This is a genomic window from Nocardioides sp. LMS-CY (assembly GCF_018732145.1).
GTDB lineage: Bacteria > Actinomycetota > Actinomycetes > Propionibacteriales > Nocardioidaceae > Nocardioides > Nocardioides soli.
This window is the reverse complement of record NZ_CP076104.1, coordinates 2,258,079-2,273,301: the sequence shown is the minus strand read 5'-3', so window position 1 is coordinate 2,273,301 and position 15,223 is coordinate 2,258,079. Positions and strand designations below refer to the sequence as shown.

At 72.9% G+C, this 15,223-nt stretch carries 15 protein-coding genes; 11 read left to right on the top strand and 4 right to left on the bottom strand.

Going from position 1 to position 15,223, the window contains the following annotated elements; translation table 11 throughout:
* Nucleotides 1-94: 94 nt before the first annotated feature.
* Nucleotides 95-553, bottom strand: a complete 459-nt coding sequence (locus KM427_RS11015; protein ID WP_183590389.1) for a hypothetical protein — start codon at nt 551-553, stop codon at nt 95-97.
* 50 nt (nt 554-603) lie between these two features.
* On the opposite strand from KM427_RS11015, the gene KM427_RS11010 reads away from it, so the two are divergent.
* The 4 genes from KM427_RS11010 to KM427_RS10995 all read left to right on the top strand — a co-directional run bounded on the left by KM427_RS11010 (nt 604) and on the right by KM427_RS10995 (nt 3,934).
* A complete protein-coding gene (locus tag KM427_RS11010) occupies nt 604-1,077 on the top strand; it encodes a YbaK/EbsC family protein (RefSeq protein WP_183590390.1) in 474 nt (157 codons plus the stop codon).
* On the top strand, nt 1,077-1,433 hold the full coding sequence (locus tag KM427_RS11005) for an ArsC/Spx/MgsR family protein (RefSeq protein WP_215527206.1): 357 nt from the start codon (nt 1,077-1,079) through the stop codon (nt 1,431-1,433). Before KM427_RS11010 ends, KM427_RS11005 begins: the two co-directional genes overlap by 1 nt.
* Nucleotides 1,434-1,440: 7 nt before the next feature.
* Nucleotides 1,441-2,742, top strand: coding sequence for a phytoene desaturase family protein (locus KM427_RS11000; protein WP_215527205.1), 1,302 nt, complete (start codon nt 1,441-1,443; stop codon nt 2,740-2,742).
* A gap of 145 nt (nt 2,743-2,887) precedes the next feature.
* A complete protein-coding gene (locus tag KM427_RS10995) occupies nt 2,888-3,934 on the top strand; it encodes a hypothetical protein (RefSeq protein ID WP_215527204.1) in 1,047 nt (348 codons plus the stop codon).
* A gap of 105 nt (nt 3,935-4,039) precedes the next feature.
* Here KM427_RS10995 and metF read toward each other — a convergent pair whose 3' ends face one another.
* Nucleotides 4,040-4,930: a methylenetetrahydrofolate reductase [NAD(P)H] gene (metF, locus tag KM427_RS10990; protein WP_183590394.1), complete on the bottom strand. Its 891-nt coding sequence runs from the start codon at nt 4,928-4,930 to the stop codon at nt 4,040-4,042.
* A gap of 64 nt (nt 4,931-4,994) precedes the next feature.
* Between metF and KM427_RS10985 the strand changes: the two genes are divergently transcribed.
* Entirely contained in the window at nt 4,995-6,065 is a 1,071-nt protein-coding gene (locus KM427_RS10985) for a polyprenyl synthetase family protein (RefSeq protein WP_183590395.1), read from the top strand.
* Nucleotides 6,066-6,268: 203 nt separating this feature from the next.
* Here the strand turns inward: KM427_RS10985 and KM427_RS10980 are convergent, their stop codons facing one another.
* On the bottom strand, nt 6,269-6,640 hold the full coding sequence (locus KM427_RS10980) for an Rv2175c family DNA-binding protein (protein WP_215527203.1): 372 nt from the start codon (nt 6,638-6,640) through the stop codon (nt 6,269-6,271).
* A 131-nt stretch (nt 6,641-6,771) separates the two neighbouring features.
* Between KM427_RS10980 and pknB the strand changes: the two genes are divergently transcribed.
* The 5 genes from pknB to KM427_RS10955 all read left to right on the top strand — a co-directional run bounded on the left by pknB (nt 6,772) and on the right by KM427_RS10955 (nt 12,959).
* A complete protein-coding gene (gene pknB / locus KM427_RS10975; RefSeq protein WP_252275275.1) occupies nt 6,772-8,859 on the top strand; it encodes a Stk1 family PASTA domain-containing Ser/Thr kinase in 2,088 nt (695 codons plus the stop codon).
* Between the two features lie 42 nt (nt 8,860-8,901).
* Nucleotides 8,902-9,813, top strand: a complete 912-nt coding sequence (locus KM427_RS10970; RefSeq protein WP_215527202.1) for a deoxyribonuclease IV — start codon at nt 8,902-8,904, stop codon at nt 9,811-9,813.
* Nucleotides 9,810-10,703, top strand: coding sequence for a DMT family transporter (locus KM427_RS10965; RefSeq protein WP_215527201.1), 894 nt, complete (start codon nt 9,810-9,812; stop codon nt 10,701-10,703). Before KM427_RS10970 ends, KM427_RS10965 begins: the two co-directional genes overlap by 4 nt.
* Nucleotides 10,704-10,970: 267 nt before the next feature.
* Nucleotides 10,971-12,008 carry a 3-deoxy-7-phosphoheptulonate synthase gene (aroF, locus tag KM427_RS10960; RefSeq protein ID WP_246390062.1) on the top strand — a complete coding sequence of 346 codons (1,038 nt, stop codon included), beginning with the start codon at nt 10,971-10,973 and terminating at the stop codon, nt 12,006-12,008.
* 57 nt (nt 12,009-12,065) lie between these two features.
* Nucleotides 12,066-12,959: an NADase-type glycan-binding domain-containing protein gene (locus tag KM427_RS10955; protein WP_215527200.1), complete on the top strand. Its 894-nt coding sequence runs from the start codon at nt 12,066-12,068 to the stop codon at nt 12,957-12,959.
* Here KM427_RS10955 and KM427_RS10950 read toward each other — a convergent pair.
* Entirely contained in the window at nt 12,939-13,586 is a 648-nt protein-coding gene (locus KM427_RS10950) for a DUF2238 domain-containing protein (protein WP_183590401.1), read from the bottom strand. The two genes, KM427_RS10955 and KM427_RS10950, sit on opposite strands and share 21 nt — an antisense overlap.
* A gap of 162 nt (nt 13,587-13,748) precedes the next feature.
* Here KM427_RS10950 and KM427_RS10945 point away from each other — a divergent pair, with 162 nt between their 5' ends.
* A complete protein-coding gene (locus KM427_RS10945) occupies nt 13,749-15,221 on the top strand; it encodes a PAS domain-containing sensor histidine kinase (RefSeq protein ID WP_215527199.1) in 1,473 nt (490 codons plus the stop codon).
* The last annotated feature ends 2 nt before the right edge of the window (nt 15,222-15,223 follow it).

Genomic DNA, 15,223 nt, shown 5'->3' with positions numbered 1-15,223 from the left:
GTCGAGGTCGTCCCCGTCGAGCCCGGATCGAACATATGTTCGATCCGATGGCTACGCTACACCCCGGTGCCGACGGCCCGTCAAGGGCGCGAGATCAGGATCCGGCGCGGACGTCGCCGGAGCGGTCGGCCGCCCGCAGGTAGACGCCGGTGTCGCGATGCCACAGCGCGACCAGCACCGCCGCGTCGAGCACCAGGCTCACGATCGACAGCACCACGAACAGGGCGGGCGGTCCGATGCGCAGGGTCGCCAGCGTGCCGATCGCCAGCGCCGCCACCGTCACGGTGATCGCCACCCGTGCCCAGCCGTGCCGGGCCCGGAAGAACTCGAGCAGGACCGCCATCATCAGCGCGATCACCACGAGCATCACGACGATGACCGGCACGATGTCGGGAGGCTCCACGGAGCCGGCGTCGGGGCGACCGGCCTCCCACGCGTCGGTGAGCTCGGACTTGAAGACCATCGAGAGCCCGGCCGTGACCATCGACAGTACGACCAGCGCCCCGGTCAACCAGACCGCGGCCGTCACCGCCGTTGCTCGCCCCTGACTCATCCAGCTCCTCCTCCATCCCCGGCGCAGCACGCTGCCCTAGGGTCTCGACCATGAACTCCGAACACCCGACGATCACCCGGTTCCGCGACGACCACGCGCGACGAGGCGGCACCGGTGAGATCGTCATCCTGCCCGATTCGGTGCACACCGCGGCACTCGCGGCCGAGGCACTGGGGTGTGAGGTCGGTGCGATCGCCAACAGCCTGCTCTTCGACGCCGACGGGACGCCCGTACTCATTCTGACCTCGGGAGCCCATCGCGTCGACACGGTTGCGGCCGCGGCGCGCGTCGGGGTGAGCAAGCTCAAGCGGGCCTCGCCCGACTTCGTGCGCGAGCACACCGGGCAGGTCATCGGCGGGGTCTCCCCCATCGGGCATCCGGCCCCCGTGCCGACGTACCTCGACTCCTGGCTGCGGCGCTACGAGGTGGTCTGGGCGGCGGCCGGCCACCCGGCTGCGGTGTTCTCCACGACCTACGACGAGCTCGCGGCGATGACCGGCGCGCCGGAGATCGAGGTCGACTGATGGAGATCTGGCTCAACCCCGCCTGCTCGAAGTGCCGCACCGCCGTGGCCGAGCTCGACGCGGCCGGCGTCGCCTACACCGTACGGCGCTACCTCGACGAGCCGCCGACGGCCGCCGAGCTCGCCGACGTCGTGGCCCGGCTCGGCCTGGAGCCCTGGGACATCGCGCGCGCCAAGGAGGCCCGCGAGGCCGGCATCGACCTGCCCCGCGACGCCGAGCACCGGGCGGACTGGCTCGAGGCGCTGGCGACGCACCCCCGGGCGATCCAGCGGCCGATCATCACCGCGGCCGACGGCACGACCGTCGTGGGCCGCGACCAGGAGTCGCTCGACCGCGTGCTCGGCGCCGAGGCCTGAGCCGGGGATGGCACGCGTCGCGGTCGTCGGCGGCGGGTTCGGCGGTCTCGCCGCCTCGCTGCGGCTCGCCAAGCTCGGCCACGACGTCACCCTGATCGAGCGAGCGGCGCGGCCCGGCGGGGCTCTGTCGGAGGTCCACGCGGGCGACTTCGCGTGGGACGCGGGCCCGACGTACACCCTGCTCCCCGCCGTCGTGCGCGACCTCTTCCGCAAGTCCGGGCGGCCGATCGAGCGGGAGCTGGAGCTGGTGCCGCTCGACCTCGTGCGGGAGCACCGCTTCGAGGACGGCACGTCCGTGCGGCTGTCGAGCGGCCGGGCGGCGCAGGTGGCCGCGTTCGACGGGCTCGGCCGCGGACTCGGTCAGCAGTGGGTGGACCACGTCGCGTCGTACGCCGACGACTGGGAGGTGCTGCGCCGTGGCTACCTGGAGAACCCGTGGGACCCGGCCGACCTGCCGCGCGACGTCGCCCGCCGGCTCGACGGTCGGGAGATGCTGGCCAGACGCCTGCGGAAGGCGTTCCGCGACGAGCGGCTCCGGCTGGTCGCCGGGCATCCGTTCGTCGCCGAGGGTCACGAGCTGCGCAACGTGCCGGCCTGGGCCGGCATGACGGCGTACGTCGAGCAGCGCTTCGGTGCCTGGACCGTCGAGGGCGGGATGGCGCGGCTCGGCGACGCGCTGGTCGCACGACTCGCCACCCGCAAGGTGCAGGTCCTGACCGACACCGAGGCCGACGACCTGGTGGTGCGCGACGGAAGGGTCGCCGCGGTCGCCACCCCTGCGGGCGAGGTCGAGGCCGACGTCGTGGTCTGCGCCGTCGACCCGCGACGACTGCCGGCGCTGGCGGCGTACGTCGAGCGCACCATGCCCGCGATCCCGCCCTTCGTGGTGCACGTCGGCCTGTCAGGCGAGGCGCCGGACCTGCCGCACGAGCTGGTGCTGCACGGTGACCCGACGCTTGTCGTCCGCACCGGCGGGCGCGCCCCGGAGGGTCACGCCGCCCTGACCGTGCACGGCCGCGGCAGCCTCTCCGAGGACATCCTGCGTGCCCTGGCGCGGCACCGGATCGACCTGCGGCCACAGGTCGTCGAGCGGGTGGATGTCAGCCCGCGCGAGCAGGTCGAGCAGTGGGGCGGCTCGCCGATGGGCGTCCTCTGGCAGGGCCGGGGCACCACGCGGAGGCGACTCGGCCCGCGCACCCCCATCCCCGGCGTGTACGCCGCCGGCGCCCACGCCACCCCGGGCGCCGGGCTCCCCTACGTGGGACTGTCGGCGGCGCTGGTGGCGGCGGAGGTGGGACCGGCGGGATAGTCCGTCACGTTCTGGTCGTCACTCCGGACGATCGGCAACCGGAACGTGACGGACTATCCCGATAATCGACCCACTCCGCCCCCGCACCTCGCGGGCCTGTGGATGACGGGAGCAGCGACGGCCGGATGCGGCGCACGATGCTGCGGTGTTCGAGCCGTCGCCGTTCCACCCGAACCGACCGGGGATCGTCGCCCCGGTGCGGGTGGACGCTCGCGGTCTGGCGGGGCCCACCCAGGCCCAGGCGCGAGGGCGGGACTGGCGGCGGAGCTCGCGGGGGCTGTACGTCCCGAGCCGGATCGACGACGAGCCGGTCGAGCAGCGGATCGTCGAGGCGGCCGCCGTCCTGCCGACGTACGGCGGGGTGACCGGGTGGGCGATGCTGCGCTGGGCGGGTGACCGCTGGTTCGGCGGGCTCAACCACGACGGGACTCCTCGCGACGTCACGCTGGCCACCGCGGGCCTCCATGTCCGGACCCAACCGGGCATCGCGGTGTGCCGGGAGAAGATCGCACCCGCCGACCTGACGGTGGTCGACGGACTGCGGACGACCACGGCCGTGCGGTCCGTCTGCTTCGAGATGAGGTACGCCCCGTCCCTGCTCGCAGCGGTCATCGCTCTCGACATGGCCGCGTACGCCGACCTGGTCTCGATCGAGGAGCTGGGTGCGTACGCCGATGAGCACTCATCCTGGACCGGCATCCCCCGATGTCGCGACGCGATCCCGTACGCAGACGAGAACGCCTGGTCGCCGACGGAGGTCGAGATGCGCTGGGCCTGGACCGTGGAAGCCGGCTTCCCACGGCCGCTCTGCAACCGTCCCGTCTTCGATCGGTCGGGGCGACACATCGGCACCCCGGACCTGATCGACCCGGTGGCCGGGATCGTCGGCGAGTACGAAGGGTCGCTGCATCTGGTGGGCAAGCGACGCGCTCGCGATCTCGACCGGGAGTCCGCGTTCCGGGGAGTCGGCCTCGAGTACGTCACGATGGTCGCCGAGGACCGTCCGCACCCGGCCGCCTTCATCGAGCGACTGCGCGGGACCTACAGCCGTGCTCGGTACGAGCCCGGGGACGCGTGCCGATGGACCCTCGCGGCGCCGGCGCGGTGGGTCCCCACCGTCACGGTCGACCAGCGCCGTCGACTCGACGACGTCCAGCGACACCGGTTGCTGAGGTACCGCCGGGTGGGCTGAGGGTGCTCGGGCCGCGTGCATCGTCGGGATAGTCCGTCACGTTCTGGTCGTCGATCGGCCCGGTGGGCAACCAGAACGTGACGGACTATCGCAAATGGCGACGTCCTACACCGCCATGTTGAGCGCCGCGAAGATCTCGCGCGTCGCCTTGGAGCGGTTCAGCGTGTAGAAGTGCAGGCCGGGCGCGCCGCCGTCGAGCAACTGCTCGCACAGCTCGGCCGCGAGGGCGACGCCCGCCGCGCGCATGGCGACCGGGTCGCCGTCGTGGGCCATGATCCGCTCGACCACGGAGCCGGGCACGTCGGTGCCGATCAGCTCGCTCTGGCGGCGGATGTTGCCGAGGTTCAGGATCGGCATGATGCCGGGCAGGATCGGCAGGTCCACACCGCGCGACCGGACCCGGTCGACGAGCGCGAAGTAGTCCTCGGCGCGGAAGAACATCTGGGTGACGGCGAACTCCGCACCCGCCCGGGCCTTCGCGACCAGCACGTCGGCGTCGTGGTCGAGCGACTCAGCCGAGGGGTGTCCTTCGGGGAACGCGGCCACGCCGATGCTGAAGTCGCCCCGGGCACGCACCAGGTCGACGAGGTCCTCGGCGTAGGTCAGCCCGCCGGCGGTCGGCGTCCAGGGCGCGCGGGGCCCCTCCTGGGGGTCGCCGCGGAGCACCATGACGTTGCGGATGCCGGCCTCGGAGTACGAGTCGAGGACGCCTTCGAGCTCCGCGCGAGTGTGCCCGACACAGGTCAGGTGGGCCATCGCCGTCATCGAGGTCTCCCGCGCGATCCGGCTCGTGACCCGCACCGTCGCGTCGCGCGTCGACCCGCCGGCGCCGTACGTCACCGAGACGAACGTCGGGCGGTAGGGCTCCAGCTCGCGGATCGCCTGCCAGAGCTGCTCCACGCCGGCGGCGTCGCGCGGCGGGAAGAACTCGAAGGAGAACGATCGCCCCCCGGACCGGACGAGGTCGCCGATCCCGGGCTGCTGCTGGTTCGCCATACGCAACAGTCTAGGAAGGGGACCGGCTCCGACCACATCGCGTCCACTGGCTAGTCTCCTCGGCGTGACGGCGAACGGGTGGGACAGCGGCGCGTTCCGCGCCCGGGTCCAGGCGGCACTCGACGAGTTCGTCGACGAGCGTGCCGCGCAGCTGACCCCGCTGGGACCCGACGCCGACCGGCTCGTGGCCGAGGCCCGCACCTCGATCAGCGGGGGCAAGCGGTTCCGCGCGTCCTTCTGCTACTGGGGCCACCGCGCGGTCGCGCCCGAGCCCGCCGACGAGGACGCCCTCGTGCGCGCCTGCGCGGCACTGGAGCTGCTGCATGCGAGCGCGCTCGTCCACGACGACCTCATGGACGCCTCCGACACCCGTCGCGGCCGGCCGGCCACCCACCGCGCGTTCGAGGCCGAGCACCGTACGGCGGGCTGGCCGGGCGACCACGCCCAGTACGGCGCGGCCGCGGCGATCCTGCTCGGCGACCTGCTGCTGAGCTGGGCCGACGAGCTGCTGCGCCGCTGCGGGCTCCCGATCACCCAGGTCGCGCCCGCGCTGGAGGTCTTCGACCGGTGCCGCTCCGAGGTGATCGCCGGGCAGTTCCTCGACGTGTCGGTGCAGGCCCGCGGCCGCGCCGACGTCGACCTCGCGATGACCGTGCTGCGCTACAAGTCGGCCAAGTACTCCATCGAGCGGCCGCTGCACATCGGCGCCGCACTCGCCGGGGCGACCTCGGACACCATGCGAGCCCTGTCGGAGTACGGCCTCCCGCTGGGTGAGGCGTTCCAGCTCCGCGACGACCTGCTCGGCGTCTTCGGCGACCCGGCGACCACCGGGAAGCCGGCCGGAGACGACCTGATCGAGGGCAAGCGCACCGTGCTGGTCGCGCTCGCCCTCGACGGCGCCCCGCCCGCCGACGCCACCCTGCTGGACCGCTCGCTCGGCACCGACCTCTCCCCCGACGACGTCGCCCGGCTGCGCGGGATCATCGACGCCTCCGGCGCCCACGCCCAGGTCGAGGCGGTCATCGACGAGCTCGCCGGCCGCGCCGTACGCGCCCTGGACCGGGCCGACATCGACGACCACGCCCGCGAGGTGCTGCGCGGGCTGGCCGACTCCGCCACGCGGCGGGCGGTCTGAGGGCGGTCTGGCCGGGTGGTTTCGAGGCTCAGGCGCTAGCACGCCTTCGCACCTCAACCACCGAGACCACCGGTGGTTGAGGTGCGACGAGCGCCAGCGAGGAGCCTCGAAACCACCACCCTCCCACTCACCGGGTTTCGAGGCTCAGGCGCTAGCGCGCCTTCGCACCTCAACCACCGAGACCGGCTCAACCACCATGCTGCCTAGAGCAGTGCCTGGGCGCGGCGCTTGACCTCGGAGCCGCGGTTCTCGCGCAGCGCGTCGATCGGGCGGCCCGGGAGCTCGTCGTCGGTGAAGACCCAGGCGATGCACTCGCGGTCGTCGAAGCCCGCGTCGTGGAGCAGGGTGAGGAGACCCGGCAGGCCCTTGACCGGCAGCCCGTCCTGGAGGAAGTCGGCCGGGACCTGCTGGCCCGCGCCCGGCGACGGGACGGCCGCGGCCAGCTCGTGGTCGCGGATCATGGTGCGGACCTTGGCGACCGTCACGCCGAGCTGCTCGGCGGCGGCCGCCCAGTCGAGCCAGTCCGGCACGAGGACGGCGAGGTCGGCGTCGGCGAGGCTCCGGGAAGTGGTCATGCCGCCAGTCTCCCACCCGCATCCCGGCCGCTCCACGCCACGCCGGGCCGCCGCCCAACAGGCGGGCAACGGGGACCGTCCGTACGATTGAGGCTCCGGACCCTTCCCCGTCCGGTCCCAGGAGGGTCGCTGTGCAGCAAGACCGGCACGACGACCGGCGCGCCCGCGCGGGTGGCGCCGGCGCTGCCGCCGACCCCCTGACCGGGCGGGTGCTCGACGGCCGCTACCGGATCGGCTCGCGCATCGCCCGCGGCGGCATGGCCAGTGTCTACGAGGCCACCGACATCCGCCTCGACCGCACCGTCGCGGTCAAGGTGATGCACCCCGGGCTCGGCGACGACAACGAGTTCGCCGAGCGCTTCGTGCGCGAGGCCCGGGCCGCCGCACGCCTTTCCCACCCGAACGTCGTCGCCGTCTACGACCAGGGCGACGACCACGGCACCGTCTTCCTGGCGATGGAGCTGGTGTCCGGCCACACGCTGCGCGACGTCATCCGCAAGGAGAGCCCGATGCCGCCTGCGAAGGCGCTGGCGCTTCTCGAGCCCGTGCTCTCCGCGCTCGCCACCGCCCACCGGGCCGGCCTCATCCACCGCGACATCAAGCCCGAGAACGTCCTGATCGCCGACGATGGGCGGGTCAAGGTCGCCGACTTCGGCCTGGCCAAGGCGGTCAGCGCCGACACCCAGCACACCGCGACCGGCGGCGTGCTGATCGGCACCGTCTCCTACCTGGCACCCGAGCTCGTGGTCAACGGCCGCGCCGACGCCCGCGCCGACGTGTACGCCGCCGGCGTCGTGCTGTTCGAGATGCTCACCGGCGCCAAGCCCCACGAGGGCGAGACGCCGATCCAGGTCGCCTACCGCCACGTCCACGAGGATGTGCCGGCCCCGTCGGCGACCGTGCCGGGTATCCCGGCGTACGTCGACGCACTGGTGGCCCGCGCCACCGCCCGCGACCGCGAGCTCCGGCCGGCCGACGCGGCCGTGCTGCTCCACCAGGTGCACCGGGTCAGCCACGCGCTCGCCGAGGGGGTCGTCGACGACCCGGACCTGACCACGGACCTCACCCCGCTGCGGGCCAGGCTCGAGGCGGCCGAGGCGCCGACCACGGAGGACACCGCCCCCGATCCGCTCGGCGGACCCTTCCAGCCCGGACACGTGCTCGCGACCATCCCGGCCGTCGCCGACGCCGACCTGACCGCGCCGCTACGCACCCTCGACCCGCAGCCGACACCAGCCGCGCCCCCCACCCGGACGACGCCGCCCGTGCCGCCCGCGGGACGCGCACAGCCGCCCGGCGCGGACGGCGCCCGACCGCCCGGTCGCCGACGCTCCCGCAAGGGACCCCTGCTCCTGATCGTCGCGCTGCTGCTGGTGATCGGCGGCGGCACGGCGGCGTGGTGGCTCATCGACGGGCGCTACACGACCACCCCGGGCGTGCTCGGGATGACCCAGAGCGGTGCGCAGGACGCGCTCGAGTCGGCCGGGCTGGCGGCCGAGTTCGGCGACGAGGCCTACTCCGAGACGGTTGCGGCCGGCCGGGTCGTCTCCACCGACCCCGAGCCGGGCGCGAAGGTGCTCGACGGCGGCACCGTCTCGGTCGTGATCTCGCTGGGCAAGGAGCGCTACGACGTACCCAAGCTCAAGGGCAGGTCCGAGGACGCCGCGCAGGACGCGCTGCTCGCCACCCACCTCGGCTACGGCAGGTCGATCGAGAAGTGGTCGGACACCGTGCCGGCCGGCGAGGTGATCAGCAGCGACCCCAAGGCCGGGACGACGCTGCGCCCCGACTCCCCCGTCGACCTCGTGGTCAGCAAGGGGCCGAAGCCGGTCGACCTCAAGGACTGGGTCGGCAAGAGCGTCGACAAGGCCATGGAGTGGCTCGAGAAGAAGGGCCTCACCGGCAAGGTCGCCAGTGAGGAGTACTCGAACGACGTCCCCGACGGCGCCGTCATCTCGATGGACCCCCAGGGCGGCACGACCGTCCACCGCGGCGACCAGGTGTCGTTCGTGGTGTCCAAGGGTCCCGAGCTGGTCGAGGTGCCGTCGGTGCGCGGCGCGGGCGTCGACGCGGCCCGCGAGAAGCTCGAGGGCCTCGGCTTCGACGTCCGGACCGAGGACGCCGCGGGGTCGCTCGGCCTCGGCTTCGTGTGGTCGCAGTCCCCCGGGGCGGGCGAGATGGTGCCGCCCGGCACCACGATCACCCTGTCGCTGATCTGAGCCGGCGCTGGTTCGCCCCACGGCCGCCGGTAGGTTGTGCCGGTGTCCGCCCCCACCCCTCTCGATCCGGTACGCCGCAACCCGATCGGCACCCACGTCCTGGTCGGCAAGGGCCTCGTCGACGGCGCCGTCGCGAACGCCGACCTGGTCGGCTGCGAGACGTTCCAGGTCTTCGTGGGCAACCCGCGCGGCTGGGCGCTCACCGAGGGCAAGCCCGCCGAGGACACGCGGTTCCGCGACCTCATGGCCGAGCGGAGCACCCGGGTCTTCATCCACGCCCCCTACCTGGTCAACCTCGGCTCGCCGACGCCCACGACGTACGAGCGTTCGGTGGCCTCGGTCGCCCACAACCTCAAGCGGGCCGCCGAGATCGGCGCCGAGGGCGTCGTGGTGCACACCGGCTCCTTCGTCGACCCGAGCGAGGGCGACAGCACGGCGCGGTACGACGCGGCGATGGCCCAGGTGCGCGAGGCGCTGCTCCCGATGCTGGACGCCGTGGCGGCCGACGACGCGCCGTGGCTGCTGCTCGAGCCGACCGCGGGGCAGGGGCGTTCGCTGTGCGCGGGCGTCGAGGACCTCGCGCCGTACCTCGACGCGCTCGACCACCACCCCAAGGCCGGCATCTGCCTCGACACCTGCCACGTGTTCGCGGCCGGCGCGCCGCTCGACGAGCCCGGCGGCACCACCGCTACCGTCGACCGCGTCGTCGAGATCGGCGGCCCGGGCCGGCTGCGGCTGATCCACGCGAACGACTCGATGGACGTGCGCGGCGCGTTCAAGGACCGCCACCAGCGCATCGGCGAGGGCCACATCGGCGAGGGCGCCTTCGCCGAGCTCTTCGCGCACCCGGCCACCGAGGGGGTGCCCTTCATTCTCGAGACGCCGGACTCACGCACCGCGGACAACCGCGACATCCCGCTGCTCAAGCGGCTGCGCGCGCAGGCCGCGCCGTGACCCAGAGCCGTCGTACGACCCTGCTGGCCACCGCGGCGCTGCTGAGTGTGACGGCCTGCTGGGGCAGCACGTTCTTCCTGATCCGCGACCTGCTCGACCGGATCCCGACGGTCGACTTCCTCGCGCTGCGGTTCTCGATCGCGGCCGTCCTGCTGCTCGTGGTCGCCCCGAAGGCGCTGCTGCGGCTCTCCCCCGCGACCCGCCGCCAGGCGATAGTGCTCGGTGCGCTCTACGGCGTCGCGCAGATCCTGCAGACCGCGGGGCTCGCGCACACGCCGGCGAGCGTGTCCGGATTCATCACGGGCATGTACGTCGTGGCGACGCCGCTCTTCGCCGCCGTACTGCTGCACAACCGGATCACCCGGACCACCTGGCTCGCGGTGCTCCTCGCCTTCTGCGGCCTGGCGGTGCTCTCGCTCGACGGGCTCTCGATCGGGTACGGCGAGGCGATCACGTTCCTGGCCGCGCTGCTCTACGCGCTGCACATCGTCGGGCTCGGCGCCTGGTCGAACGCCCGCGACGCCCTCGGCATGTCGATCCTCCAGGTCGTGGTGGTCGCGGTGATCTGCCTGGTCGCCAGCGCGCCGCACGGGATCGTGCTGCCCGACACCGGCCGGGACTGGCTGTCGGTCGTCTACATGGCCGTCTTCCCGGCCGCCCTCGCGCTGCTCGCCCAGACCTGGGCCCAGGCACACCTGACCGCGACGCGGGCGGCGATCGTGATGAGCATGGAGCCGGTGTTCGCGGCGCTCTTCGCGGTGCTGTTCGGCGGCGAGTCGCTGACGCTGCGGATGCTCACCGGCGGCGTCCTCGTGCTCGCGGCGATGCTGATCGTGGAGATCGGTCCGCGGCGCAAGGTCGAGGGCGAGGTGCCCCACATCGCGGTCTGATCTCGGGTCGGCACAGGGGGCGAGACTTGAACCTCCCGGCCCCGTCCGCATGCCGAAAACCAGCGGCCCGGCCCGGGGAGGGTCGTCTACGCTCCTCGACATGGCCGCGACCTATTTCTTCGGACACCTGCCGGGAGCACCCGTGCGGGCCGTCCCGATGTAGGCAGCCAGCACACCAAACGCCCCGGCCACCCGCGGGGCGTTGCGCATCTCTGGCCCCGACGACGTGGCCGCTCATCGAGAAAGAGAACCAGCATGGTCGTCGTGATGTCCCCCGATGCCACCGACGAGGACATCGCCCGCGTCGTCGCCCGCGTCGAGAGTGTCGGCGGGGAGGCCAACGTCAGCAAGGGCGTCGTCCGCACGATCATCGGGTTGGTCGGAGACATCGACTCCTTCCACCACCTGAACCTGCGCACGCTGCCGGGTGTCGCCGACGTGCACCGCATCTCCGACCCGTACAAGCTCGTCAGCCGCCAGCACCACCACGACCGGTCGACGGTCTGGGTCGGGCGGCCCGGCCGGCAGGTGCCGATCGGCCCCGAGACGGTCACGTTCATCGCCGGCCCGTGCGCCGTCGAGTCGCCCCAGCAGACGCTGGAGGCCGCCCAGATGGCGCGGTCGGCCGGCGCGACGATCCTGCGCGGCGGCGCCTACAAGCCGCGCACCTCGCCGTACGCCTTCCAGGGCCTCGGCGTGAAGGGCCTCGAGATCCTCGCCGACGTGCGGGAGGCGACCGGCCTGCCGATCGTGACCGAGGTCGTCGACGCGCGCGACGTCGGCGTGGTGGCGGAGTACGCCGACATGCTCCAGATCGGCACCCGCAACATGGCGAACTTCGGGCTGCTCCAGGCCGCCGGCGAGTCCGGCCGGCCGGTGCTGCTCAAGCGCGGCATGACCGCGACCATCGAGGAGTGGCTGATGGCGGCGGAGTACATCGCCCAGCGCGGCAACCTCGACATCGTCCTGTGCGAGCGCGGCATCCGCACCTTCGAGCCGGCCACCCGCAACACCCTCGACATCTCCGCGGTGCCGATCGTGCAGGCCGCCAGCCACCTGCCGGTCATCGTGGACCCGTCACACGCGGCCGGCCGCAAGGATCTGGTCGTCCCGCTGTCCCGGGCGGCGATCGCGGTCGGCGCCGACGGCGTGATCGTCGACGTGCACCCCCAGCCCGAGGTCGCCCTGTGCGACGGACCGCAGGCGCTGGAGGGCGCCGAGCTGCGCGAGCTGGCCCAGGCGGTACGCCGGCTGCCCGCGCTGGTCGGCCGCGTGGCCGCGCAGGCGCCCATGCCCGCGGTCTGACTCCTGTCCGACCCGTCGTCTAACCTGGCGCCCGGGCCACGAGCCCGGAGGAGAGCGATGGATCACTGCGCCAAGTGCGGCTACGAGCTCGGCGTCGGGCGTTACTGCACCAACTGCGGTCACCCCGTCGGCGCCGAGCCGACGTGGCGCACCGACACCGCCGAGCGGCCTCGGGTCGCCCCGGCCACGCCTCCGCCGGACGAGCCGCCACCACCGGCCTGGACCCCACCTCCACCGGCCCGGTTCCCGCTGTACGCCGACGAGGCCGACCCCGCCGAGCAGACGATGCACGCCGAGCCGGTGGCTCCTCCCGCGAGCCACCGGCGCCGGCCGTGGGGGCTGTGGGTGGCCGGCGCCGCCGTGCTGCTGCTGGTCGCGATGGTCGGCGTCCTGCTGGTCGTCGGCGGCGACGACCCGTCGTCGACCGTCGAGGAGCCCGCGTCGGGTGCCACGAGCGACACGGGCGACGGCGGGGGCGGCGGCGTGGGCAACCTCGCGTCGGCGGCGTCGGTGAGCGTGCCGGCCACGGCCGAGCCCGGGCAGGACGTCGACGGCAAGCCGGTCGCCTACGACGGCGAGAACATGCTCGACGGCGTCCCCGAGACCGCGTGGCGGATGCCCGGCGACGGCACCGGTGCCGAGATCGTCGTGACGCTGGCCGAGGAGTCCCGGCTGAGGTCGGTGGGACTGATCAACGGCTACGCGAAGTCGGCGGCCGACCGGGACTGGTACCACGGCAACCGGCGCATCGAGCAGGTCGAGTGGGCCTTCGACGACGGCACCACCGTCACCCAGGAGCTCGGCGACAGCACGGGCGTCCAGTCGGTCGACGTCGACGTCTCGACGACCACGGTCACGCTCCGGCTGCTCGCCGTGTCGAAGCCGGGCAGCGGGCCGTCCGCGCGCGACTTCACCGCGATCAGCGACCTGTCACTGGTGGGCACCAGCTAGCCGGCCGCGCCACGGCATCGGCTCGTCGACCAGGATGTCGCGCCGGCGCAGCGCGTGGACGACCACGGCCGCGATCAGCACCCCGATCGTCCCGAGCGTCAGGTCGCCGAGCGTGTCGGCGTACGCCTCAATGTGCTTGCCCGCGATCCGCAGGAAGGCGATGTACTCCGCGACCTCCCACGCCACGGCCGCGGTCACCCCGAAGGCGAGCGCGCGCTCGATGGTCTCGCCGAGTCCCGCGGTCCGCGGGAGGGTCAGCAGCACGAACGCTGCGGCCAGGATGCCGGTGTTCAGCAGGTGCATCAGGTCGTCGAACCAGCGGATCGTGTCGTAGAGGTTCAGCCGGTTGCCCAGCACGTCGCTGAAGCAGGTCAGCGTCACCAGCAGGTCCGCCAGCCACGGGTACGACGCGCGGCCGCGCCACCACGCCGTCCAGGCCAGGGGCAGGGCGAAGGCCAGCAGCGGGTAGCCGATCGCTCGCGCCATCGCGCCCTTGCCGCGCAGATGCCCGAGGTCGGGATAGGTGATGGCCACCCAGAGCAGCAGGAGGAGCCCGGCCTTGGCGGCGACGTCGAGGGTCCGGACGATGCCGGGTGTCTCGTCTCGGGACGCCACAGCATCGGTCACCCGATGACTCTACGTCACCATGAACGCCGCCGAGCGGGCACGATCATCGTGCCCCGCACTCCCGCGGTCGTGCCCTACCGTGATCCATACGGCCTCGCGCACGGGTATCGCGCAAGGTCTCGGGCAAGGTCTCGGGGAAGGTCTCGGGCAAGGGAGGGCCGGATGGAGGTGGCGTCGGACGGCGGGGAGCTGTGGCGCCTGACCCTGCAGTACTCGCCGGTCGGGATGACGCTGGTCGGCCTCGACGGGCGCCTGCTGATGGTCAACCACGCGCTGTGCGAGATGCTGGGCTACGACGCCGAGGAGCTGTCCCAGCGGGGCTTCCAGGAGATCACCCACCCTGAGGACCTCGACACCGACCTGGAGCACTTCGAGTTGGCACTGAACGGCGTGATCGACTCGTACCGACTGCGCAAGCGCTACCTGCACTCCGACGGGCACCCGGTGTGGGGCGATCTCTCCGTCGCGCTGGTGCGCGACGCCGGCGGCGAGCCGCTGCACTTCGTCTCGCAGATCCTCGACGTGAGCGAGCAGCACGAGTACGAGCAGCGGCTGCGCGAGACCAACGAGGAGCTCCAGCACGAGCGCCAGGCGCTCTCGGCGATCTTCGACACCGTGAACGTCGGGCTGCTGCTCATCGACCAGGACGGCCGCTACGAGCGGATGAACCGGCGGCACCAGGAGACCATGCAGCTGCCCTTCCCCGAGGGGCACGCGGGCGAGGCCGGCCAGCTCGGGCACGTGTACCTCCCCGACGGGCGGCTGATGACCAGCGAGGACATGCCGTCGTACCGCGCGGCCCGTGGCGAGGAGTTCGACGACTACACCTACTGGGTCGGCGACGACCCGGGCGACCGCGCGGCGTTCTCCGCCTCCGCCCGGCAGGTGCGCGGGCCGGCGGGCGAGCACCTCGGCGCCGCCCTCGCCTACCAAGAGATCACCGACCTGATGCGGGCGATGCGCGTGAAGGACCAGTTCGTGTCGTCGGTGTCGCACGAGCTGCGCACCCCGCTGACGACCGTGCTCGGCTACCTCGAGCTGCTCTCCGATCGGACCGACCTGCCCGTGGACGCGGCCGGCCAGATCGAGATCGCGCAACGCAACACCCAGCGGCTGCTGGCCCTGGTCTCCGACGTGCTCGACGTGGCCCGCGCCGGCGCCGGCCACCTGGTGCTGACCCGGACGGCGACCGATCTGACCGCGCTCGTGCGCGAGGCGGTCGAGACCTCGGCTCCGATGGCCCGGCAGAGCGGGGTGAGCCTGCGCGCCGACGCGCCCGACCGGCTGGTCGCCGTCGTCGACGGCAGCCGGATGCGCCAGGTCGTCGACAACCTCGTCTCGAACGCCGTGAAGTACAGCGAGCGCGGCGACGCCGTGACGGTCTCGCTGCGCCGGGTCGGCGGGGCGATCGAGCTCGACGTGGCCGACACCGGAATCGGCATCCCGCCCGACGAGGTCGACCTCGTCTGCGACCCGTTCTTCCGCGGCGGGAAGGTCGTCGAGCGACAGATCTCCGGCACCGGACTCGGCCTCAACATCGTCAAGTCGATCGTCGCCGCTCATGGCGGCACGATCTCCCTCGAGAGCGAGCTCGGCCGGGGCAGCACGTTCCGCGTCGTGGTGCCGGCCGGGTGAGG